Origin of the sequence: Sphingobacterium sp. UME9 (genome assembly GCF_014170215.1) — a bacterium.
Classification (GTDB): Bacteria; Bacteroidota; Bacteroidia; order Sphingobacteriales; family Sphingobacteriaceae; genus Sphingobacterium; species Sphingobacterium paramultivorum.
On sequence record NZ_LZZP01000003.1, the window covers coordinates 316,161 to 338,193 of the forward strand.

Annotated in this window: 18 protein-coding genes; 9 read left to right on the top strand and 9 right to left on the bottom strand. The window is 38.8% G+C overall.

Annotated features, from left to right (window positions below; genetic code table 11):
• The first annotated feature begins 225 nt into the window (after positions 1-225).
• Both A9970_RS02820 and A9970_RS02825 read left to right on the top strand, forming a co-directional pair.
• A complete protein-coding gene (locus A9970_RS02820) occupies positions 226-1,515 on the top strand; it encodes a glycoside hydrolase family 71/99-like protein (protein ID WP_182981206.1) in 1,290 nt (429 codons plus the stop codon).
• Between the two features lie 341 nt (positions 1,516-1,856).
• Entirely contained in the window at positions 1,857-2,429 is a 573-nt protein-coding gene (locus A9970_RS02825) for a glutathione peroxidase (protein ID WP_182981207.1), read from the top strand.
• Between the two features lie 19 nt (positions 2,430-2,448).
• Here the strand turns inward: A9970_RS02825 and A9970_RS02830 are convergent, their stop codons facing one another.
• Together A9970_RS02830 and A9970_RS02835 are read right to left on the bottom strand one after the other, a co-directional pair.
• Positions 2,449-3,261 carry a tetratricopeptide repeat protein gene (locus A9970_RS02830; RefSeq protein ID WP_182981208.1) on the bottom strand — a complete coding sequence of 271 codons (813 nt, stop codon included), beginning with the start codon at positions 3,259-3,261 and terminating at the stop codon, positions 2,449-2,451.
• 56 nt (positions 3,262-3,317) lie between these two features.
• Positions 3,318-5,990: a DEAD/DEAH box helicase family protein gene (locus tag A9970_RS02835; protein WP_182981209.1), complete on the bottom strand. Its 2,673-nt coding sequence runs from the start codon at positions 5,988-5,990 to the stop codon at positions 3,318-3,320.
• A 549-nt stretch (positions 5,991-6,539) separates the two neighbouring features.
• Here A9970_RS02835 and A9970_RS02840 point away from each other — a divergent pair.
• Complete coding sequence (locus A9970_RS02840; protein WP_153845486.1) at positions 6,540-6,998, top strand: hypothetical protein; 459 nt, start codon at positions 6,540-6,542, stop codon at positions 6,996-6,998.
• Between the two features lie 42 nt (positions 6,999-7,040).
• Here the strand turns inward: A9970_RS02840 and A9970_RS02845 are convergent, their stop codons facing one another.
• The 3 genes from A9970_RS02845 to A9970_RS02855 form a co-directional block, all read right to left on the bottom strand.
• Complete coding sequence (locus A9970_RS02845; RefSeq protein ID WP_182981210.1) at positions 7,041-7,628, bottom strand: hypothetical protein; 588 nt, start codon at positions 7,626-7,628, stop codon at positions 7,041-7,043.
• A 144-nt stretch (positions 7,629-7,772) separates the two neighbouring features.
• Positions 7,773-8,171 (bottom strand): STAS/SEC14 domain-containing protein, encoded by a 399-nt coding sequence (locus tag A9970_RS02850; RefSeq protein WP_182981211.1) that lies wholly within the window; start codon positions 8,169-8,171, stop codon positions 7,773-7,775.
• 118 nt (positions 8,172-8,289) lie between these two features.
• A complete protein-coding gene (locus A9970_RS02855; RefSeq protein ID WP_182981212.1) occupies positions 8,290-8,886 on the bottom strand; it encodes a DNA-3-methyladenine glycosylase in 597 nt (198 codons plus the stop codon).
• Positions 8,887-9,307: 421 nt separating this feature from the next.
• Here A9970_RS02855 and A9970_RS02860 point away from each other — a divergent pair, with 421 nt between their 5' ends.
• Positions 9,308-9,589 carry a hypothetical protein gene (locus A9970_RS02860; protein ID WP_182981213.1) on the top strand — a complete coding sequence of 94 codons (282 nt, stop codon included), beginning with the start codon at positions 9,308-9,310 and terminating at the stop codon, positions 9,587-9,589.
• Between the two features lie 49 nt (positions 9,590-9,638).
• Here A9970_RS02860 and A9970_RS02865 read toward each other — a convergent pair whose 3' ends face one another.
• A complete protein-coding gene (locus A9970_RS02865) occupies positions 9,639-11,417 on the bottom strand; it encodes an NPCBM/NEW2 domain-containing protein (RefSeq protein ID WP_182981214.1) in 1,779 nt (592 codons plus the stop codon).
• Positions 11,418-11,976: 559 nt separating this feature from the next.
• On the opposite strand from A9970_RS02865, the gene A9970_RS02870 reads away from it, so the two are divergent.
• The 4 genes from A9970_RS02870 to A9970_RS02885 all read left to right on the top strand — a co-directional run bounded on the left by A9970_RS02870 (position 11,977) and on the right by A9970_RS02885 (position 17,827).
• Positions 11,977-12,909 (top strand): SPFH domain-containing protein, encoded by a 933-nt coding sequence (locus A9970_RS02870; RefSeq protein WP_075992121.1) that lies wholly within the window; start codon positions 11,977-11,979, stop codon positions 12,907-12,909.
• 1,088 nt (positions 12,910-13,997) lie between these two features.
• Positions 13,998-14,312: a hypothetical protein gene (locus A9970_RS02875; protein ID WP_147420919.1), complete on the top strand. Its 315-nt coding sequence runs from the start codon at positions 13,998-14,000 to the stop codon at positions 14,310-14,312.
• Positions 14,313-14,379: 67 nt separating this feature from the next.
• The gene (locus A9970_RS02880; protein WP_182981215.1) at positions 14,380-15,156 is read left to right on the top strand and encodes a GLPGLI family protein; all 777 of its coding nucleotides are present in this window, start codon (positions 14,380-14,382) and stop codon (positions 15,154-15,156) included.
• Complete coding sequence (locus tag A9970_RS02885) at positions 15,137-17,827, top strand: hypothetical protein (protein WP_182981216.1); 2,691 nt, start codon at positions 15,137-15,139, stop codon at positions 17,825-17,827. Before A9970_RS02880 ends, A9970_RS02885 begins: the two co-directional genes overlap by 20 nt.
• Positions 17,828-17,932: 105 nt before the next feature.
• On the opposite strand, the gene A9970_RS02890 is transcribed toward A9970_RS02885, so the two are convergent.
• Entirely contained in the window at positions 17,933-18,820 is an 888-nt protein-coding gene (locus A9970_RS02890) for an alpha/beta fold hydrolase (RefSeq protein WP_120334570.1), read from the bottom strand.
• A 123-nt stretch (positions 18,821-18,943) separates the two neighbouring features.
• On the opposite strand from A9970_RS02890, the gene A9970_RS02895 reads away from it, so the two are divergent.
• On the top strand, positions 18,944-19,312 hold the full coding sequence (locus tag A9970_RS02895) for a MerR family DNA-binding protein (RefSeq protein ID WP_075992126.1): 369 nt from the start codon (positions 18,944-18,946) through the stop codon (positions 19,310-19,312).
• A gap of 576 nt (positions 19,313-19,888) precedes the next feature.
• On the opposite strand, the gene A9970_RS02900 is transcribed toward A9970_RS02895, so the two are convergent.
• Both A9970_RS02900 and A9970_RS02905 read right to left on the bottom strand, forming a co-directional pair.
• Positions 19,889-21,430 (bottom strand): YdiU family protein, encoded by a 1,542-nt coding sequence (locus A9970_RS02900; RefSeq protein WP_182981217.1) that lies wholly within the window; start codon positions 21,428-21,430, stop codon positions 19,889-19,891.
• Positions 21,431-21,600: 170 nt separating this feature from the next.
• Complete coding sequence (locus A9970_RS02905) at positions 21,601-22,026, bottom strand: luciferase family protein (protein WP_310889262.1); 426 nt, start codon at positions 22,024-22,026, stop codon at positions 21,601-21,603.
• Positions 22,027-22,033: the final 7 nt, after the last annotated feature.

The window sequence follows — 22,033 nt, forward strand, 5'->3', positions numbered from 1 at the left end:
GCACATTAAACGTATTTATAAATAATTTTTCATTTTATACAGATTTATGGAAGCTGTTAATTTCTTGTTAATAGTTCATTAATGGTACATAATAACTTTGATTTCAAGAATAACCCCAGTAAAAATTTAGCCTTCCGGAACAGCGAGGCAGTATGGGGACTAGCATTGAAATAAACCAATATTTATAAACCAGTCTTCAACCATTTATAAAAAAATCACTTAATTATGAGTATTAAACAGCAAACAAAAGTATGTATAATCTTCTTGTTGATCGCTTTGATGATGTCCTGTTCGAAGAGCGAAAAGAAGATTGAAGAATCTATCCCGAAAGAGGGGGCCAAAAAAGCGAATGGCAACAATGGGCTTTCCGCGACAGGCGATGTCGTTGGGCAGATTACCGTGGGATACCAGGGCTGGTTTTCCTGTGCGGGTGACAATTCACCCATGGGAACACATTGGTGGCACTGGACTGAGGCTTGGCAGCAGACCCCGACCCAAGGTAATTTCCATATTCCTTCTTGGCCTGACAACAGCGAATACCCAAAAAAATACAATACCAATTTACCGGCATTGGGCAATGGTTCGCCTGCATCTCTGTTTTCTTCATTTGACGATCAGACAGTCAATGTCCAATTTAAATGGATGAAGGATTACGGTATCCACACGGCGGCATTGCAGCGATTTAATCCCACAGGGATAGAAGGTCCCATTCGTAATGCGATTACGGCTAAAGTTAAAACTGCCGCCGAGCAACATGGTATCAAATTCTATATCATGTATGATGTGTCGGCCTGGGTTAATATGCAGGCTGAGATAAAAAATGATTGGCTAAATCTGATGAAACAATATACCCAGTCTACTGCCTATGCCAAACAGAACGGCAAGCCTGTGGTCGGTATTTGGGGATTCGGTTTTAATGACAACAACCATCCCTGGTCAGCAGCCGTCTGTCTGGAGGTTATTCAGTGGTTTCGCGATCAAGGCTGTTATGTCATGGGCGGTACGCCAACACACTGGAGGTTGGCACAAACAGGAGGAGATTCGAGACAAGGCTATATCGATGTCTACAAATCATTTGATATGTTGTCACCTTGGATGGTAGGCCGCATCGGAACCATTGCAGACGTGGATCATTATGCGCAGCATATCCAAAATGCTGATCTACAGTTTTGCAATTTAAATAACATAGACTATCAGCCCTGTGTATTGCCGGGGTCACTGCAGGAGGGGCAACGAAAACATGGTGATTTTATGTGGCGACAATTCTATAATTTGACCGCGCTTGGTGTCAAGAGTATTTATGTGTCCATGTTTGATGAGTACAACGAATCCAATCAGATAGCGAAGACAGCTGCAACTCAACAGGATGTTCCTGTTGGGCTGGGGATTAAATCTATGGATGAAGATGGGACTGTTTGTTCTTCAGATTATTATCTCCGGATTACAATGGATGGTGGAAAGATGCTAAAGGGACAGATAGGGCTAAGCCCAAATAGACCAACATCCCCTCAATAAGTCAACTTTAACGTACACAATTGGTTTATATAGTTTAATAGTGTAGCCGAATCTTTGTCATGAAGATTCGGTTTTTTATCTTGTTTTATTATCCGATCAGAAAAGCATTTTTCATTTCCAATTCAGACTTTCTTTAGTAACTTTAATCCATTGTAAACGCTGAACTCATCGTTTACAAGACTTTGCAGAATACGTTTTGCCTTGTACAACGTTGATCGACAAGGTTCTTATGTATCGTCCTTGGTCGCAAGTCCAAGGGTGTTCATCGACCTGAGTAAAGACGATTCTGGGATGGTTTCGTGCTTATATCGATTGTCATGTTTCAAAAAAAAATAAAAAAAATGCTCTTTATAATTTTATTCATTGTGGCGGTAGTCGCCGCAGGTGTGGCCTATTATTTATTCACCAATGGTAACGTTAAAGTAGATATGGCTTTGAAATCAGCTACGCTATATGGATTTAAAGTTAAGGGGCTGGACGGCTCGTCCATCGATTTCACGCAATTTAAGGGTAAAAAGATACTCGTCGTAAACACCGCTTCTAAATGTGGGTTTACACCTCAGTACGAGGGACTTGAACGCTTATATAAAAGATTCAGTGATAAGTTGGTTATTATAGGTTTTCCTTCAAATGATTTTTTAGACCAAGAACCTGGTAAGGATGCCGAAATAGCTGCTTTTTGTCAACGGAATTACGGCGTAACTTTTCCGATGGCAGCAAAGATTGATGTTAAAGGAAAACGGCAGGCGCCTATTTATCAGTGGTTGACCAACAAAAGCTTGAACGGCGTAGAAAGTTCTGCTGTCTTGTGGAATTTTCAGAAATATCTAATCGATGAAAATGGCAGGCTTATGAAGCATTTTCCTCCAAAAACAGATCCCGAGGATCCTGCAATTGTGGCGTTGCTCGAGTAATATCAATCTGAGGAGAATCCTAGTTTTCTACGTAATTCGGTATGGTCCATTTTGCCATATGCCAATTTACTTTATACGGAAAGGACTCATAAAATGAGTCGTCCTCTGTTATTGTAAATCCCTGTTCAGCATTGACTTTAGCCTCTCGCATGAGTTTTTCGGCATTGACAGCATCTTTTTTCTGTAGTAAGCAAAGTCCTTTATAATATTTTGCATCTGAAAAATTTACATATTCACGCAAAGACTTGTCAAAATATAAAATTGCCTTATCGTACTCCCTTAATTCATATTGAATAATTCCCATATAAAATAAATCCAAAAAATGAATCCAGTTCTCTCCGCGATCTTTTATTGTTTTTTCGAAGTCTTTTGTCAAGATTTGTGCTGCTTTTTCAAAATTGTTCTGTTGTAAATAGCATAATGAAATATAGAACTGATAGGAGTGATCATTTTGATAACCGTAACCAAATTCTTTTTCAGCCATTTCCATATCGGCAATTGCGCTTGTATAGTCTTTTTGAAAAATACATTTTAAATATCCCCTCCTTCCGAGGTAGCTTTCGCGGTCATAAAGGACCGCTTTGTTATAGCATTGTAATGCTAAATCATATTTTTTCATTTTCCAGTAGGGAAGAGCCTTGTTTTGCCATAATATGGCAATGGTCGAATCCTTTTGAAGGGCTTTATTAATATTATCCTCCCACCCCTGTAGGGTATAATGATAGCGATAAGCACCGTTTTTGAGGTATTTTTCTATGATGGCTTCTTGCTTGGTTTGACTGCATCCTGATGAAAATACCAGTAACAATAAGAGTGAGGAAACTATTTTCATTTTTTAATTTTTTATAGTGGAAAATCTTTTATTTTACCTGACATAACGTTTTCGGATTACCGCCACTTACTTACCTGCAGTACGTTTTCATCCAGTTGTGCCGCTAATGATTTCGCCCGTGCTTTTAAGATCAATTTTCTGCCAGTAATTGTTCGGGTAAAGATTAAATCACAATTCCCTACGTGTGCTTCCCACTGATTGCTAAAATATTCGGCGAACTCTTTTTTGCGTGCCAGCAGTTCCGGAACAGCATGATAATCTTCCTGCTTGACAAAAAAAGCAAATTTGTTTTTCCTGACAATCACATAACGCGGATTATTGATCGGTGCTATAATCTCCTGTAATGCATTGATGAATATTGATTTGTCGTATGTTGTGCCCCCTTCTAAATGGCAGTAGACGGAACCCGAGCGATCAACTTGCGTTTCTACGCGTACTTCGTTTCGATCAGTCCGTATGATATGAGCTTTTAGCAAGCCATTTAAGAGTGCATAACTCACTTGGTTGAGATCTTTGGAAATATCTCGGTATTTCAAATATAGTCTGAGTGACCTGACTGTATTTCTACCGAAAAGCAGCATTCCGACTGCACCCAAACTGGCCATGTAAATATAAAAATCTTTTAGGCTTTGCATATTTTTTAATGCTCTAAAAAATCCCTGTACATTGTCAAGTCCAAAACTAAGCCAGGCAGCGCCCACTGTCGCGAGTACATTTCTAATTGTTTTGTTGAGATACAATGATTTTACACGTTGGTAATCTTGTTCTTCCGTAAAAGGTATCTTGATCTCCTCGACGAGATTCACTCCTTTGCTAAGCGCATCATTCCACCGCTGTCTGAGGTTCTCTCGGTTGGCAGCAAATAGTAACATTTCCGCATTTTTCCGTGAAATTTCCCCAACGTTGTTTATGTTTTCGGGTAGATCAAAACGGCCTATACCATTTTCAATTTCAGGTTCTTGTCGCAGCGAGACGCCGACAAAACTTTTGAACCGTCGCTTTAATAATTTAAGGTCATCACCGCCTGTTGCGGAAGTGGAGTCTGCACATACCAAATGCCAGATATTTGCCGTTTTGTCCTTATTGCCCTGTTGCGCTCTGATAGCCCGACCCCGCATCTGATTGGAAAGTACAAATGAGCCGACAAAGCTCGCTAAAATCAGTGCATTGATTGCCGGAGCATCCCAGCCTTCACCTAACAATGACTTGGTCCCCATTAGGACTTCAATTTCTCCAGCCTGGAATAGCTGTGTGACGATGTGAACGATATCGTGTTTAAGTCCCTCTGTCTGGTTTATTAAAAGGTAATTTGCATCAAAAGGAACAGGGCTGGCAGCGTTGTCATAAATATCATACTTAGCAGCAGTGGTTTGAAATGCAGCGTAAGTGCTAGCCGGAATAATGATCATGGATCCTGTAAGCACAGCGATTTTCTTATTATTCTTATTTTCCCGTCTCAATTTTTCGAAAATAGGGATGACACCTATTTTGTTCAATTCAAGCGTATTGTGATCGGTGCTTACATAGAATTCTTTTCGGATGAAATCCGAAAGGACTACCAACCGTAGGTTTTTACCCAATTTTTCATATTCAAAATCCACAATCGCTGTAATAGCGTCCATTTTACTGATACTGGATGTCAAATATTGTCGGACACGGCTATTTTGGGAAAAGTTCACCCGTTTTCTTTCCGTGGCACCATGCCTTTGTAATCTATTTTCTAGCATGTTGCGGTGTTCTTCAAACGCATTGAAATGTACCTTTTCTTGGTACAGATAAAATTCAAGTAGAATTTCGAGCCATTCATAATCCAGGCGAGGTATTTTAAAATCTTTGCCACCGATGATCTCTATATGGAGCTCGGGAATTGGAATTTGGTTGGCATGGAGAAAAATTAAGCATGCTGAGTAATATTTCAGGTTATTATAGACCCAGTCGAGATCACCCATCGGGTTTAACCATATTGGATGATTTTGGACCGCCTGAAGTACGATTTTGTCGCTGCTTACTTCCTTAAACAGTTTAAGCATGCTATCCCTGTAATCGGCAATAAACTGTCTTTCCTTTTGGCTAGGATTGGTGAAATAGATATAATCCTGATGCGGACATAGATCACCCTCAATGACAAGTTCGGGAACCGAAATTTCTGCATCTATGGGGCCATTGAGATCCATGTAGCGCTGCCATTCTGTTGGAGTGACATCGTAAGGTGGAGTTGCTGTTAGACCAACAACCGTCGGCTTCAGCTTTTTCTTTATATGGGTTAATGTATGCCACCATTCATTTTTAAGATGGTGTGCTTCGTCGACGACAATCGTGCCGATTTTTTGCGATTTCAATCCCTTTAGGATAAGCTCAAGGTTTGACCCGAGCTCCGGTGCATCCTGATCATTGCAGGCAGCATGCAGCCCCTGATAGGTTACTACGGTGAAAAATTTCGGATTCCGGATATCCCTGGAGATCCAGTCCGGCATGGTGTCCGTTTGAAGAAAAAGTTCACAGAACCTTTGTATCCATTGGTTACGGATTGCACGTGTCGGTGCGAGAATTAGTGTTGGTTTATTGATGCGTATAGCGACTTCAAGCCCCAAAACCGTCTTACCTGAACCAGGAGGTGCCACCACATGTAAATGACCATCTTTAAGATGCTCTTGTAATTCTTCAAGTACCCGTAGTTGGTACTTGCGCCATGAATATTTGAATTTAATTGCTTTAGGGTATTCAGTCAATCGATCCGGATAATTTAAAATTTACACTATATTGTAGTGCAATATACCAATTTTGGTTGCAAATACGATTTGCCGTAGAAGACTTGTATAATTTCTTCTATTGACCTCGAATATAAGCGGTATATTAAGATTGTGTTTCTTTTAAGTTAAATATTAAGTATGCTTTCCGAAGGAAAAAAATAGCCGTTTTATCCAACACGGAGGTGCCACCTAAGTACGTTTAAAGCATTTTCAAAGCACTAATCCCTTGTGCCTGATCAGTGTTATATCCGTGCTTGATCTGTGCTTGATCCGTACATCCTCCAAAAACGGGCTAGTTTCAAGCGATTAATTTTAGCAGTTGGTTATTTTTTGATTAATTCTGGGCGAGCTGGATTTGGCATCGTTTCATCCTCCGTTAGGCTTATTGGACAGCGGAACAATTATTATTCGCGTAGACAGAATTTATATTCGTACATCACTCCCGGAAAATAACTTGATATCTTTGTAAGCGTACTTGAAAGTGGTATCGATGAATAGACAACAGTAATTATAAAAAATACGGATAATATGGGAAAAATTATATTCAGATTTTGGTTGGTTAATGTACTGATAAGTGTCGCGCTATTTATCCTATACCGACTTGTTATCGCAGAGACGAATACGGCTGCTACAGGATTTCTGGAGACGATTATAGTTATACTGGACATTGTTGTCAATTTAGGTTTTTCAACAATTTATCTTTTCGTAGTGATTTTATGTTCTTTACTATTTTTTCTAAATCACATCGAAAAAATTCGCCGAAATAAAGTATTATCGTTTCTGACATTTTCGGGAATACCTGCTGTTTGTCTGGTCTTACTGATTATTTATATTTTGGTTGGAGTTTATAAATATAATATGGTTCTCGACCCGTTAAAAATGCTGCTCCTGTTTTCTGTTGTTTATCTAGCCAGCACCGTCTTAGAATTTGTCCTGTTCAGAAAAATAATCGAAAAACAGCAGGCTGCTCCGAAAGTTAAGCAATAAAACTGCATCATTGTCGTCTGTCTCACTATTTGTTTAATCAAATTAATCAAAATTGGCTGAGTTCAGATACCCCGATGATCTTAATGTTTCTAAGATGTAATTCGCTTCAGCTTGATCCATATCATTCGCGAATTTTATTGTTTTAAAACCATATTCAAATCGAATAGTCCCTCTATTTTTAAACAACGACAAATCATTCCTGCGGCCCCAAAAAACGAATTCAAAGGGCTCCTCTTCGATATGAAAATTCTTTACTTCCCGTAGATCAAATATCTTATTTCTGAAGAATATATCATTTTTTCTGGCGATGCTGATCTGCTCACGATCTATCACGATGATTTCTTTTCCAATTAAGTACCACGATAATGTTTTAATCACAAATAAGCCCCCCAGAGTCCAGCCAATCAACCAGATTACTTGAAACAACCGATCAAATTCTAATCCGCTATTTCCGTTATTAAAAAAGTCCTTTACGAACGAGCCTCCAACAAAATTTAATCCAATAAACCAAGCGACCAGCCACAAACTAAGGAATGCTATGATAGGCATATGTTTTTTTGCTGGGATGGTAATTTGGTATCCATTTGACGTTTGGTCAATATTTGCAATACCATCATAAGGTCTTTCCATGGTGATAATTTGTTACTCGTTCAAAATTGGTTAATTTAACAGGGACTAATATGCGAAAAGTCAAAGAATAAAAAACTATTTTTTATCATTAAATTATATTAATTTTTTCAGGATAAGCCATTTGATTTATGCGTAATTCGCAGATCAAATTTTTTTATTGCTGTTCTCGATGAATTCTAATGCTTCCTCTAACTGATTTTCATCAAAATATCGCTCTTCTAAAGCCGAGTTAAATAAATGGAGCATCTTGTTTTCAATATTGACTATTGACTTCATGAAATCAGAATGGGATACAACCGCACAGCGTCCGATTTTTCCGAAATGTTTAATTCCCCATAATTCCCCTTCAAAAAATGCTTTTAATTTCATGTCTTTCATCACAGACATGTCTTTAACCTTAATCAATATGTTGACATGCGCATAACCTTCATTCAATTTTGCTTCGAAAAGCTGTTCTATCAAAAGCGCATCAGTTTCTGTAAATGTTCCTATTAATTCCAGCGCAAGTGCATTGCCTTTAAATTTTTTTATTTGATTGATCATGTTGGTTTTATTGTTTTGTATTTCATCTGTATAGTAAAGTTAAAAAATATGGAACGTAATTGAAATTGAGTTACGAACATGAATTGAAACCCAATTGCGGGGGCTGACGAATGAATGGTCACTTTCTGGCATATTTACTTTCCTTTACAAAAAAACGTAGGGGTAGAGCCGCGTGTTCCTGAGCATAAGCGATACCGATTCGTGCTGCTTTTCCGATTTGTGCGGGATTGTATTTTAATCCCTGATCTTCAATCCAAATGCGGTCGTCGGTCAATAGCGCATCATTAAATGACGCGTCAATTCCCAAAGCTTTGGCCGCAGAACCCGGTCCGTTGGAAAATGAAGGTTTTTCTGGCAACACGTGTCTCCGTAACGCCATCACGTCAATGCCAACGAGCGGTTCAATACTCCTGATTAAAACGCATTGAGGATCCGCTGCACCAGAAGTAACAATATTCAACAGATGGTGAATCCCATAACATAGGTATACATAGACCACACCACCTTCACGATACATCGGCTCAGTCCTGGAGGTTCTCTTTCCGTTAAATGCATGAGATGCTTTATCCATAACGCCAAAGTAAGCTTCAGTTTCGACAATTCTACCCCCTGTTAGCAGGCCGTCTTTTTGCGTATAGAGTACCTTTCCTAACAGATCTTCTGCCAGGAATAAAGTATCGGTATTGTTATAATAAGATTTAGGCAGTTTACTCATCCTTTATACAAAAAATTGACTTATTTATCATTCGTATGTTACTTGTATCAGTAGAGGTATTCAATCCTTCTCTAAGCACAGTTTTGTTTATCCCTATTTCCCAGTTCTTTCTCTCCTAGGTTACATCGTATGTGTTCTCCAAGATTAGCCAATCCAAATCTGAAAGCAATACCATGCATAACTGGCAACATCAATAACCTTACCCATCATCATTTATGAATCAAATTGTCAACGATTATGTCCATCGTCTAACGTTGATTAAATATAGGGAAAATCACCATTTTATCGCTAACGAATAGTAGTTAAGCAAATGATTTTCAAACTCAAATTACAGCGCGGATAAAAAGCCTTTTTATCTTAATTTTCGTGAAGCCTAACAGCGGCAATAGGGAAGGTGGCATAGGCTGACAAATAGTAAGCAATGTATACGTATGGTCTGCCAAAAAAATATGATGACGGCGATTTTTCAGGTATCCATACCAATATTGCTTTAACGTGGCACGCAGCAAATAAGGACAACATTGTGGCGCTGAGCACTGAGCCGACGGAAGCAGAAATACAAAAGGTATTTACACATTACCTTGCCCTGATTGACCTAGCCAAGGTTCGGTTTTTTGTGATGGCAAAAAATTTTGATGAGCTGCTGAACCGCAAAGAAAATAGGAGTGAGATCAAATTGCCAGGCCAACTCTGGAATATGTAAGCTCCTGGAAATACCTTTACGAACTGGATGAATAGGGGGCGTCGTTTTTTTATTTTATAAGACATGGGTTGCACCAAATTGACCAGGCATTAAAGTTGTTGCCGCTTTGATCTTGCGTAAGGAGCTCAAGATCATCGACACCTGTTATATCTAGATCAAAAAGATGCTGTTCATTGGGCTTGACATTATGGGAAGAAAGGATTTTCCCATTACCACGGATGATAAATTGAATGCCCTCTGGTTTTTGAGCGCCGTCACGTAAAGCTGCGATGATTTTTAATTGCCGCCACTTTTTTGCAAGCTTGTACTTATATAGGGATGGTGCATGGGCATATAATCCTTTGCGATATACCTTAGCGCTGTTTTCTAGGAAAAATAAAGCGTTAGATTCTGCTGTGTAATAATTTCTCGCTGGGTTTTCCCAACCTACGTAAGCTTCTTCCCATGCTGCGTCAGAAAGAAAAATACTATCCTTTTTTATGGTTTTAAGGTTGATGGGTTGGTCGTCCTGCAACAATTGATTTAAGATACTCAACTTGGCCTGTTTTTGATTATCCAGGCTGTCATTTTCTACTACTCTAATCAGGTCATTGACGGTAGCCTGACCAAAATTGTTAATGGTTAGGAAATCTCCATCGTTACTATGGCTAACCATTTTTCGGTATTCTTTAACTGATCCGTTGTCAAATAAAAACAGCATTCTAATTTCATAGGGTATATTGCCTTCAAAAGGAACGATATCAATTTCTACAGAATTGCTCTGGTTGACTACAGCGGTAAAGCTGTTGCTCAAATACTCGGAGGTATTATAAGGGTGAATCAACGCTACAACGCCATATGGTACTGTACCTGCACGGTACTGGAGCTTTAATTTTGTCGTATTTTCAGCTTGAAATAGCTTAAATGATTGTAATAGGAATTCGTTTTTTTGTTGGATAGGTTTTGGTCGCTGTGTAAATATGGGATGACTACTTAATTGAAATACTGAGGCTTTGGAAAATTTAGCTGATTTTAAACCTCCCCATTTTTCGTCTTTGTAGTGCCTGCTGCCATATTCTCCCATTAAGGAAATCGTTTTTGAATTGAACTCATTTGGAAAACCATGATCGTGTGGTAATCCAAAAAGGTGGCCCATTTCATGTGCGATCCCACCAAGGTACCAACTGTTGAACTCTCCTACAGTACATGCTTTATTTGTGGCAAACATCTCAGTAAAAGTTATTTTGGTGCTTGCGTCCGTGAGTAGTGCCGGATCTAGGAGGTCGCAGTCTGCAACCATGCACAAGCCCGAGGAAGCAGAGCCCCTTCCATAGTATGGCGAATGAAAGATGTAGGTACCATTTTCATCTTTATGGCTTAAAGCATTAATAACAAGGATATGTTCGGTGTTTGGATTGATAGCAGGTGCCAGTTTTTCGAAGATTTCATTTTCTATTTCACGCCCTGAATTTATTGTATAATCATTTGAGGATTTCGCCCCTTGAACCAAGTGGTACCGATAACCAGAATCGTCTGTCTCAAAAGAGATACCATCACTCTTAAATCCCGAATTTCCAAGCTCAGTTTTGTAATAGGAGGAGATATCTTTCAGTGTTCGGTCGAGACGATTTTTCCAATCGGAAGATAGTTTTGTGTCAGCAGGATAAAAATAAACAACCTTAACAGTATGAAGCAGTTTATTTTTATTTGTTGAAATTGCTCCTTGAGCGAATTGGTTGAGTGTTATTAGTAAAATAGACAGCATTATCCAGAGGAAGTTTGGCTGACGTTTCATCCATGGTAATATACAATCGCTATTGATTTCAATTAGGTTTAATCTAGGTTTCATATTATCTAGACACTAAGTTAAATAAAATCAGCATGATTTTCATTAATAATATGCATAAGTTCTTCTTCTATATAGTTTTATATCCTATTTGGCTTGAAACGCTGGTGAAGGGGAAATCAAAATATTCTTCCTTACGATAACCCAGGAGATCAAGTTCAGCTTGATTGGCCCAAATAATAACTCCTCCGTTTTTTGTCTTTTGCGGTTTCTATTTTCATATTTTGTTTGGGTGGAGTGCTGTCCATCTATCAAGGTGTTATGCATATGCGGGAGCCCGAATTGATGAAAGATCCTTTGTGGAATTATATCGTCTTGATACTCTCACGTATTTGTTATAGCAGCTGCTTTCGTTTTATAAATGGGAGTATCAGCGGAGGTAGCTTTATGCCAGGATTGCAGAGGCAAAGCGTTGATTATGCCTACTACGATCAGATGAACCATTGTGATATTTGGAGATGATAATTTAGCGGTTGATATTTACCGAAAAATGAAGGAATTGATATAAGAATAACAATGTAAACATGTAAGTTTGTATATCACCAATATTAAATTTAAGGTTATGCTATATTTAGGAATTCTAGTCTTTTTTGGACTTATTACATTATTTGCTTCATTTTATACGGTAAAACAAGAATCTGCTGCTGTGATAGAAAGGCTGGGTAAATTTTTAAAAGTAAGTCATGCTGGTTTGCATTTAAAAATTCCGTTTTTGGATCAAATATCTAAACGTCTGAATCTTAGAATAAAGCAATTGGATGTCATTATTGATACCAAAACACTCGATAATGTTTTCATCAAGATGAAAGTTTCTGTCCAGTATCAGGTAATCAGAGACAACGTAAAAGATGCTTATTATCGTTTGGAGAATCCCGAAAATCAGATCACATCGTATGTTTTTGATGTTGTGCGTGCTGAAGTTCCAAAAACAAAATTAGATGACGTTTTCGTAAGAAAAGATGATATTGCCATTGCCGTAAAAAGTGAATTGCAGGATGCGATGCAAAGCTACGGTTACGATATTATTAAAGCATTAGTGACAGATATTGATCCTGATGAACAGGTCAAACATGCCATGAACAGAATCAACGCTGCTGAACGCGAAAAAACAGCCGCAGAATATGAGTCTGAAGCTCAGAGAATACGAATTGTTGCTGTAGCAAAAGCTGAGGCAGAATCTAAAAAACTACAGGGACAGGGTATCGCAGATCAGCGAAGAGAGATTGCGAAGGGACTGGAAGAATCTGTAAAAATGCTGAATGCTGCCAATATCAATGCACAGGAAGCCTCTGCGTTAATCGTGGTTACGCAACATTATGATACACTGAATGCTATCGGCGCCAATAGCAGAAGTAATTTGGTTTTGCTTCCTAACTCGCCGACAGCAGCAAGCTCTATGCTGAATGATTTGGTTGTTTCAATTGCAGCGGCACAGAAGATTGATGGACATAATAGTGCGCAATTGCCTGATCTTCCTAAAGATGGCGGTCTTTAGGGATAGAAATCCAAAGAAGCTCTTCCATAGACGTATTATCTAAATGTTGATGTAACTGAATTCCTCAAAAGCAGGATATGGGATAAGATTACCAAGGGTACCACCAGGTTGGGCAATAAAGCATATGGAAATTGTAACATAGCAATATTTGGCTGATCATAAGCGATCAATTGTATAGGAATTGGGGATGACAGTATTCCTAGAAGAACAACAATGAGAACTGAGCAAATACCGAATATGTTCCATAATCTGAAAATCTGGAAATTGAAAATTTTACGAAAGAATATGCCCGTTATCAAAAATATTAAGGCAGTAATTCCGAAAACTATATCATAATTGCAGCCAATAAAAGTCATTTCTCGCGGCAGCATTTTAGCTTTGAATAAAGCATAGAGAATAAATTCTACTGGAATACGCAAGATATGGATCGCCAAAGCCAAATACATATTTATTTTTGTATTAACCAATAGTATCGAACAACAGACGATTGTTATAACTGTACCCAATAGCGTTAAGGCGAAAGATGGGGGAAATTGTATAAAGAACCCTGCAACAGCGGCAAATGATATGAAGAGCGACCAAATGATATAAACTCGCGTAGAAAGTTTGTGGCGTACAGCGAACCAAAATAATACAAAACAACTTATTGTAATAGCTATAAATAGATTCTGCATGATTAAAAAGCATATATCTTATAAAACTAAAGCATAAAAGGCCTAAAATACTTGCCTTAAGGCAAGTATTTTAGTGACAGGAATTCCTCGCTATATGCTTTTGACCAAAATGAGAATATTATAACGACAGATGCTCCAAGCATTGGTCATTATCGAGAAAATTTTATTTAGCTTCCCTCAACAGGTATTTAGGAGAGCTTTTTACTGCGTTACCTCAAAACGATTTGCTCCATAATTCGAATTATTCAGTGATGAGCCCATTGCGAATAGTAACTAATAAGCTACGAATTCTAAGTGACCATTTACAGATATTTAATCATCATTTAAATAATTAAATGTGTCTTTATTTTTACTGCCATATACAAGGGTATGCCGTCAAAACATACCATGGTTTAACAAGTAAATTTAAAGATAATGAAAAGATTAATGATGAGTTTGGTAGCAATGGTTATGCTATCATCTGTTGCTTCGGCCAAGACAGCCGCAACAACAGTCAACGGAAATGCATCTGTGAAAACAACTTCCCAGCGCCTGGCCAACAATACGGTTAGGGTTACCGAGGCAACCACGGAAACGAATGCGGCATTCGTACGCTGTAATTTTAAAGTAAGTATTTATAGCTGTGATGGTGTTTTATTAGGCAGCGCTGTCTACACAGATTATGCTTCTTCAGCTGGCGGCTGTGCTAATTTCTTTGCAGCAATGCATGACTGGGTTGCAAACAACTAAACTTTTATTCATTCTTACACAAAAACAAAAGCGGGGCTTTGACCCCGTCTTTCTAAACTAAATTATCATGCGTAAATATTATATATTCTTTTTATTTCTATTCCTTTCCAGATTATCTTCTGCACAGCGGCTTCATGCGATATATGAATACATCCCATCAGCCATGGCTACTTTTAAAGAAGATGTCTATTATGATGGAACAGTGAAGATTGCTGTTCGTGATTCGATGCCAATACGCAAGCAGGAGCTCAACAAAGATGGCGATGATGAAGTCGCTTCCTCATTTTCGATAACAATCGGATCTGGCAAGAGGTATAACAGGGTCGTGATCCATCAAAATAATGCTGACCAACAGCTAGAAACCCGTTCCATTCAAGGTGTTAACTATTTGGTGACGGACAAATTTCCGGCATTGGTCTGGAATACCGATTACACCGATGTGGATACTTTAGGCAAACATGTATGCCACAAAGCAACGGCCTCTTATCGTGGAACTACTTTGGTCGCTTATTATACCAATGATATTCCCGTACCTGTGGGACCATCGAAATTTGGTGGCTTGCCGGGCCTTATTGTGATGCTGTATAACGAAAGTGCCAATCCGAACTATTGGTACCTGAAGGAGGTAAATTATCCCTATGCGGGAAATATTCCCGTAAATGATAAATATATCCAGTCTTTACCCAAATTGAGCCTGGAAGAATTTGTCAAGAAAGACGACCAAATCAATGAAGAACAAATGCGTATTATGTACAGCAAAATGCCAATGATGGAAGGTGTAAGCGTTGATAAGCAAAAAGTTAGAGGCAGTGTAGAGCAAGTGTATGAATGGGAACATCAATAAGCAGATAGCGGCCTTATTCAGCTTTTGTCTGTTGTTTATGGTCGTACATGGACAGGTTGCTATCCATGGAAGCGTTAGTACTGAGGGAAAAGCGTTAGGAGGGGTACGTATTGATTTACGGCGTGATGGCGATAACAAAATGTTGGCTTATACGTTTAGCGACGGCCAAGGCAAATATCATGTGCAAACGGCCCAAAGTGGACCATTTACGTTGCTATTCAAGGCGCTGAGCTTTAAGCCGGCTTCACTTTCGATTACGCCTACGCAGGCCGACACGCTGATTGATGTACAGTTATCAGCTGGAGGGGTGGAGCAATTGCAGGAAGTGATTGTCCATTCCAAAGGCCCCTACCGCCGGGGCAGAGATACCATTGAGCTTGCTGTGAAATCCTTTTTGCAGGGTGACGAGCGTACGGTAGAGGATCTTCTTCGAAAGATTCCCGGCATTCAGGTGGGGACCGATGGGAGTATCAAAATAGGCAATAAAGAAGTAGAAAAAGTGATGGTGGAAGGGGACGATTTTTTTGAAAAGGGCTATCGCCTGCTGACACAAAGTATGTCCGTTCGTCCCTTGGAAAAAATTCAGATATTGCAGCGGTATTCTAATAATAAACAGCTGAAAGGTATTGAAAATTCGGACAAAATTGCACTAAATCTGCAACTTAAGGAGGAAAGCAGGGCACAGTGGCTTGGCTCGGTGGATGCGCAGGTGGTTCCCATAGGTCCAAAATATTATCAGGCCAATGCGAACTTGATGAATTTTGGAAAAAAGAGCAAATATTACCTATTAGGTGCTGCTAACAATAATGGAGTCGATGCCGTAAGCAGTATTAACCACCTGATCCAGTCTGGTTCTCCTGATGAACCAGGTCAGATTGGTGTCGGAATAACAACACCTACTTTGATAGATAATACGCCAAATTTGCCCGGTTTTGATTATAAAAGAACGAATTTCAATAACGATAAGCTGTTGTCCTTGAATACCATTTTAAATCCGACCCCACAGTTAAAGATCAAATGGCTTGGTTTTGCAAATCCTACTAAAAAATCATTTTATCGAAATACCGTGCAGAACTATCATTTGCAGGATATTCAATTTACCAATACCGAAGATTATCAGTTTACCAGAAACATCGATAACTACTTCACGAAACTGGAACTGCAGTTGGAGCCCAATAAGCGTACACTGTTGAGCTATTCAGGTACACTAGGTTCTCTGAGAAAAAATGATTTGGGTGCATTACTGTTTAATGGTGTTCAAAGTGAGGAACTGACCAAAAGTAAAGGATATTTGACCAACCATAATCTGAGTTATAGCTACAAATTTTCGGAGCGGGATGTACTGGTCAGCTCACTACGTTGGATAAAGCAACAGTCGCCATCGGACTACAGTATCAATCAATACTATTATGAAGATTTGTTTGGAGGTAAAGATATCCATGCGGTAAAACAACATATCGAAAATAATCTGCAGTATCTGGGGGCTACTACACACTATGTAAGCCGAAAGAAAAATGGTGATTTTTTTGAGTTGGCCTTCAATATGGCCTACCAGCAGCAACAGCTCAACACTGAATTGAAGTTGTTATTAAATCCAGACGAGTCAGGTGGGACAGCAGTCTCTCCTTCGGGATTTTCCAATGCGATGGACTTAAACGTGTTTCAGACGAACCTTATTTCCAAGTATACCTTTAAACGAAATAAATGGGAATTGACACCCCGCTTGCAGGCAGGTCTTGTACAGAACAGGTTGACAGATTTTGGGAAACCCAAACATAAAAATAACCTGTTGCTTTCTCCAGGACTATCGGGGAAATGGGTTATCCACCCAAAAGGGCGACTGGAAACAGATCTCTATTTTCAGCAACAGAATACCTCACTCACCGAGCTAATTCCCCATTATTATACGACAGGGGTTCGAAACTTTATTCGAGGAACGGATAATCTAGCGACCTTAAGTAGTTCTGGTGGCACGCTGATGTACACCTATGGCAGTATGACAGATCGTTTTTTTGCGAACCTTTCGGCCGGACATCAGATTTTGTTTGATTATATGGGTACAGAAAGCAGTTTAGACCCCAATTTTAGCCTTGTGCAACAAGTATTGCTTAAAAACAAAAAGAGCAGCAATTACAAGGCAGATCTCAATTATTACCTGAAAGTTGTAGGTGGAAATTTCCGTCTGGACTTAGGTGCAAACACGGCAGATTACGAAACATTGGTGGTGGGCGTGGGCAATCGTCAAATTCATACAGAGACATATGATTATGGACTATCGTTTAGAAGTGCATGGAAATCCAGGTTGAATATTTACACAGGTTATGCCCTGCAGTCGGTTACTTATCGCTCAGATAGCAAAACTACACTCAATAATAGCCGCGGATTTCTGAATGTATTTTTGAATATGGGAAAAAATATACAGTGTAATCTAAAGAATGAATCCTATCGCTTTGGCAGTTTCCTTGGGCAGGATTCCAAGACCTATTATTTTTCGGATTTCTCCTTATCTTATGAATTGCGGCAACATAGGACAAGATTTACCATGACAGCAAAAAATATTTTTAATACTCGCTTTTTCAGAAATGCTGAATTGACAGACCTTTATAATACCAGCACCGAATATAAACTTTTGCCGGGTTATATTAGTTTTGGGGTAGATTATAGCTTTTAAGTTTTTATCTTGAAACCAGGACAGATCATATCCTCGAAGATGAAAAATTCTTTCAGGATAGGCCTGCAACCGTTGCTTTTTATTACAAGTTGATTTCATCCGAAATTAGATTGTCAATAAAAACGCTTTGATCAATTCGGCGGTTTCAATAGGTTTTTCCGCAAGAATAAAATGGCCACAGTTTTCAATTTTTTTAAGTGTTAGATTACGGGTGATTTCCGGTAATGAATGAAGCAGTAGGTCATAGCCACTTGCACCAATCGCCAGGACTGGCATTTCTAATTTACTGTAGCTCGCGTAATCTTTAATATCCTGTGGAAAGGCTTGATACCATGCATTGGAACAACGAATAGCATCTTTATTGTCATAAGCTTCACTATAAACAGATTTATCAAATTGGCTTATGCTATCTTTATTAATCAGCAGGTTGTCAAATAACCAAGAGATGACGATTGACATGCGTCCCTCAAGTAACCTTTCTGGTAATTCTTTTACTTGATTAAAAGCTAGCCACCATGGATATAGATAAGTTCCCCCCAAAACAGGTAACATAGGAAGCTGATACATGCTTGGGTCTGGATGTGGTGTATCCAGCAGTATCAATTTGCTAGTTGCTTGAGGATAATTACAAGCAAAACTAAAAGCAACATGTGCACCGATATCGTGACCTGCAATAAAAACGCTGTCCAAGCCTAAATGCTTTACTAATTTGTAGATATCCTTGGCGATGTTCTTTTTGTCGTAACCATTTTCCGGTTTATCAGAGCTACCCATTCCTCTAATTTCAACTACAAATACTTGGTTGCTTTCTGCTAATATAGGCATTACATGATGATACGCCCACCATGTTTCTGGATAACCCGGAATAAGAATTATGGGGTCTCCTTTGCCTCCGTGAACATAATGGATTGAAATGTCATTTATTACGATAAAATTGCTTGTGAAGCCGGGTACAAGTTTAATAAGTTCTTTGTCGGAATATGCTGTTTTCATGATAAAAAGATATTTATAGCGACCATTGATTTTCTATAGACAAATTTAAACTGTATTTTTACAACCAACAAGTATGAAGTATACTTTATACTTGTGATATTTTTTTAAACTATTGATTATCAAGTGAAATTAATTAGTCAACTAGCGAGGGAAGCGAACATTCCTATTGGAACTATACGTTTTTATGAAAAGAGTGGACTCATTTCTGGCAAGACAAAAAAGGATATAACTTCCAATAACTACGTTTATTACGATGATGAAGTAACCGAAAAACTGAGGTTCATAAAGATGGCAAAAGCTGTAGGTTTTACGTTAGCTGAAATTAAGCAGGTTATTGATGCATGGTATCAAAAAGAGCTAACTCAGACAAGTAAAATGGAAGTGCTCGATCTTAAATTGGAACAGATAGATGCTAAGATAAGGGAACTTAAAGTAATGAAAAAGCAAATCGAACAATGTAAAAGCAATATCCAAAATGGTTTAAGTCGATAACCTATGTTTCCGGCTTTACCTACTCCTAGCTCATTGAAATGAAAAAGATGAAAGAATACAAAATTGCTATTGGATTGTCAACCGTATTGTGTCTAATTGCCTTTTTTATTAGAGATCGGTTTTTAATGTTTTTTACAACCGAAATTATAGGTGAAAGCCCCTTGTTTAAGGATAGCTGGCGTCTACCTGGCCAGGTTTTACCAACACTGATTTTTATTTTCTCTTTTGGGATTTTCCCTTTTCTGTATCTGTCAGTCAAAAATTATTGTAAAGTATCTTCGGTAAGAAATCAACGGCTTTCCCTTCTAATTATCAGTACTTCGGGACTTATATTGTGTTGGGTGCGCTTGGTTTATTTAAAATTTAAAGTTGCTCAGATACGAGACCTGTTAAGAAGGGCCGAGTTTACTTCGGATGGTGATATACCCAGCGTTCGGTTTCAAGATATGCATCTAGAGTCTTATCTCTTAGTAGGCTTACTTGTTGGCTGGCTACTAAGTATTATTATTTTTAGAAAATCTACAAATCCTAAACTTTAATTCCCCCCTGAATGCTTAACGAGAGGGGGATCTCGTACTATGAACTGCATGAAAGTGTAGAACATCCTGCGGTGTTGTCATAGCTAGAAGGACGTTTGACGGAAAATTCCGGAAATAATTCTTGGTATGGATTTTCTAATGCTTGCGTTAGTTTCATTAACATTGCTGTTTTTCCAGCATTAATTTCTTCAATGCATTGGTAAAGCAGATAGTTCCGCAGTATAAATTTGGGGTTTGTTTTTTTCATTAAATCCAGGGACTCAGCTTTTGAAATTGAATTTGAATACAAGCGGGATTGATACTGTTCCATGAAGTCTTTAAGTCTGCTAAGCTTTTCTTCATTTAAAACAGCGTAAGCTACTGGGCTAAAATGTTCATGTAAATCAGTTTCTGCAGTTATTTTTTCCAATTGATTGAAGAATAGGGTATGATCCAATGTGAGTTCTTGCATTAAACCCTGCCAGTTGTTAAAAAACGTCTCATCTTCCTTTTTTAGCCCATCAAATCCGAATTTTTTGCAAAGCATTTTGTCATGAGCTTCCCAAAAATAAATGCCAAAATTATTTAGGGTGTTTTCAAGGAATTTTTCATCGTTGATGATAGGTTGGAGGGCATTCGCAAGTTTCCATAAATTCCAGTTTGCAATCTGTGCCTGCTTTCCAAATGCATATCTCCTTCCTGGTAGATCCGTGGTATTGGGGGTGAAATTTAAATTATATTCATCCATCATTGAATAGGGACCATAATCGATCGTTAGGCCTAAGATCGACATATTGTCTGTATTCATTACCCCATGCACAAAACCTACTCTAAACCATTCTACCATTAAGTCTGCCGTGCGGTTACATACATTTTCAAAAAAATCTTTATATTTCTGCTGATCGGATGAAACAATTTCAGGGAAGTAATTTTCAATCGTAAAATCAAGCAGATCCTGTAATAAGCTGTGCTCCCCCTGAGCAAACATCAGTTCAAAATGTCCAAAGCGAAGGAAGCTTTCGGCGGTTCTGATTACCACGGCTCCTTTTTCGTATTGTGGGTTGCCGTTGTACATGATATCCCGAAGAACATCTTCTCCCGAAAAGGCCAGGCTTAAGGCCCTGGTAGTAGGTATGCCCAAGTGATACATGGCTTCACTCATCAGGTATTCACGTACAGAAGACCGCAATACGGCTCTTCCGTCTGCACGTCTTGAATAGGGCGTTGCACCAGCTCCTTTCCATTGAATTTCGGTCTTCTTACCTTCGGCATTGGTAATTTCGCCTGCAAGAATAGCCCTACCATCGCCCAGTTGTCCGGCCCAGTTACCAAATTGATGCCCCGCATAAGCTGTAGCGTAGGTCTGAATATTGTTAGGTAGGTGAGATCCTACCAAAAAGTTAAGATCCTTTTCTTCAAATTTACCCAGCCCTATTTCCTCAGAAAGAGCCTCGTTGAAAGCAATCAGTTGAGGCTGTTCAAACCCAGCAGCTTCGATCGTAGCAAATAACACTTTTGGCGTGCCTCGCTGTGTAGGATTATTGGAAAAATCTCCAGGGAATTTTTTGAGGAAAGGTTGTTTGATCTGTTCAATATTCATACGGCAAAGATATTAATTATAAAAGATAAAGACTTTCTAAATTATGGAAAGGTCCTACATATGGTCAAAGCGTTTTCGGAATGACCATGTTGATGGAAAAATCAGTTGCTGTCTAACTAGGTTCGCTAATTATTGCAGCGACTGAACAATTCATGAAGATCAAAGCCTGTCTAACAGAATACAGAATTCTGTTTTTCTCTAGCACGGTCGTAAGCCTTTTGCAAGAGGTAACAGGCATAGGCAACATCTTGCTTATTGTAAAGGTAAAAACTGATCCATCCTGAATTTTTAAATAGATGATGGTCCTTGATTTTTCCGTCCATCATTAATGATTTTTTTAGCTCTTTATTTAATAAAATGTCCACTAAACCATTGCTATGTACATGTGCGAATTCCTTTCCCAAATAATTGAACGCAGTCCCGCCATATTTATGGATCCCAACCGTCGTCCCGGGCATACGTTCGACATTTTCTTCCAGGTCATCGATCCAATGTAGCAGTTCGGGCTTCGCAATGAACATCCAAAGTCTCATAAGACTATCAAATAGAATAGCTAATAAAGGGATATCCTTTAAAAAGCCAAGTTTTCTTACCACAAAAGAA

What these genes read in the sequence shown, in the direction of transcription:
- A9970_RS02820 (WP_182981206.1), top strand. Translation starts at nt 226, where the DNA reads ATGAGTATTAAACAGCAAACAAAAGTATGTATAATCTTCTTGTTGATC.
- A9970_RS02825 (WP_182981207.1), top strand. Translation starts at nt 1,857, where the DNA reads ATGCTCTTTATAATTTTATTCATTGTGGCGGTAGTCGCCGCAGGTGTG.
- A9970_RS02830 (WP_182981208.1), bottom strand. Translation starts at nt 3,261, where the DNA reads ATGAAAATAGTTTCCTCACTCTTATTGTTACTGGTATTTTCATCAGGA.
- A9970_RS02840 (WP_153845486.1), top strand. Translation starts at nt 6,540, where the DNA reads ATGGGAAAAATTATATTCAGATTTTGGTTGGTTAATGTACTGATAAGT.
- A9970_RS02845 (WP_182981210.1), bottom strand. Translation starts at nt 7,628, where the DNA reads ATGGAAAGACCTTATGATGGTATTGCAAATATTGACCAAACGTCAAAT.
- A9970_RS02850 (WP_182981211.1), bottom strand. Translation starts at nt 8,171, where the DNA reads ATGATCAATCAAATAAAAAAATTTAAAGGCAATGCACTTGCGCTGGAA.
- A9970_RS02855 (WP_182981212.1), bottom strand. Translation starts at nt 8,886, where the DNA reads ATGAGTAAACTGCCTAAATCTTATTATAACAATACCGATACTTTATTC.
- A9970_RS02860 (WP_182981213.1), top strand. Translation starts at nt 9,308, where the DNA reads ATGTATACGTATGGTCTGCCAAAAAAATATGATGACGGCGATTTTTCA.
- A9970_RS02865 (WP_182981214.1), bottom strand. Translation starts at nt 11,417, where the DNA reads ATGAAACCTAGATTAAACCTAATTGAAATCAATAGCGATTGTATATTA.
- A9970_RS02870 (WP_075992121.1), top strand. Translation starts at nt 11,977, where the DNA reads ATGCTATATTTAGGAATTCTAGTCTTTTTTGGACTTATTACATTATTT.
- A9970_RS02875 (WP_147420919.1), top strand. Translation starts at nt 13,998, where the DNA reads ATGAAAAGATTAATGATGAGTTTGGTAGCAATGGTTATGCTATCATCT.
- A9970_RS02880 (WP_182981215.1), top strand. Translation starts at nt 14,380, where the DNA reads ATGCGTAAATATTATATATTCTTTTTATTTCTATTCCTTTCCAGATTA.
- A9970_RS02885 (WP_182981216.1), top strand. Translation starts at nt 15,137, where the DNA reads ATGAATGGGAACATCAATAAGCAGATAGCGGCCTTATTCAGCTTTTGT.
- A9970_RS02890 (WP_120334570.1), bottom strand. Translation starts at nt 18,820, where the DNA reads ATGAAAACAGCATATTCCGACAAAGAACTTATTAAACTTGTACCCGGC.
- A9970_RS02900 (WP_182981217.1), bottom strand. Translation starts at nt 21,430, where the DNA reads ATGAATATTGAACAGATCAAACAACCTTTCCTCAAAAAATTCCCTGGA.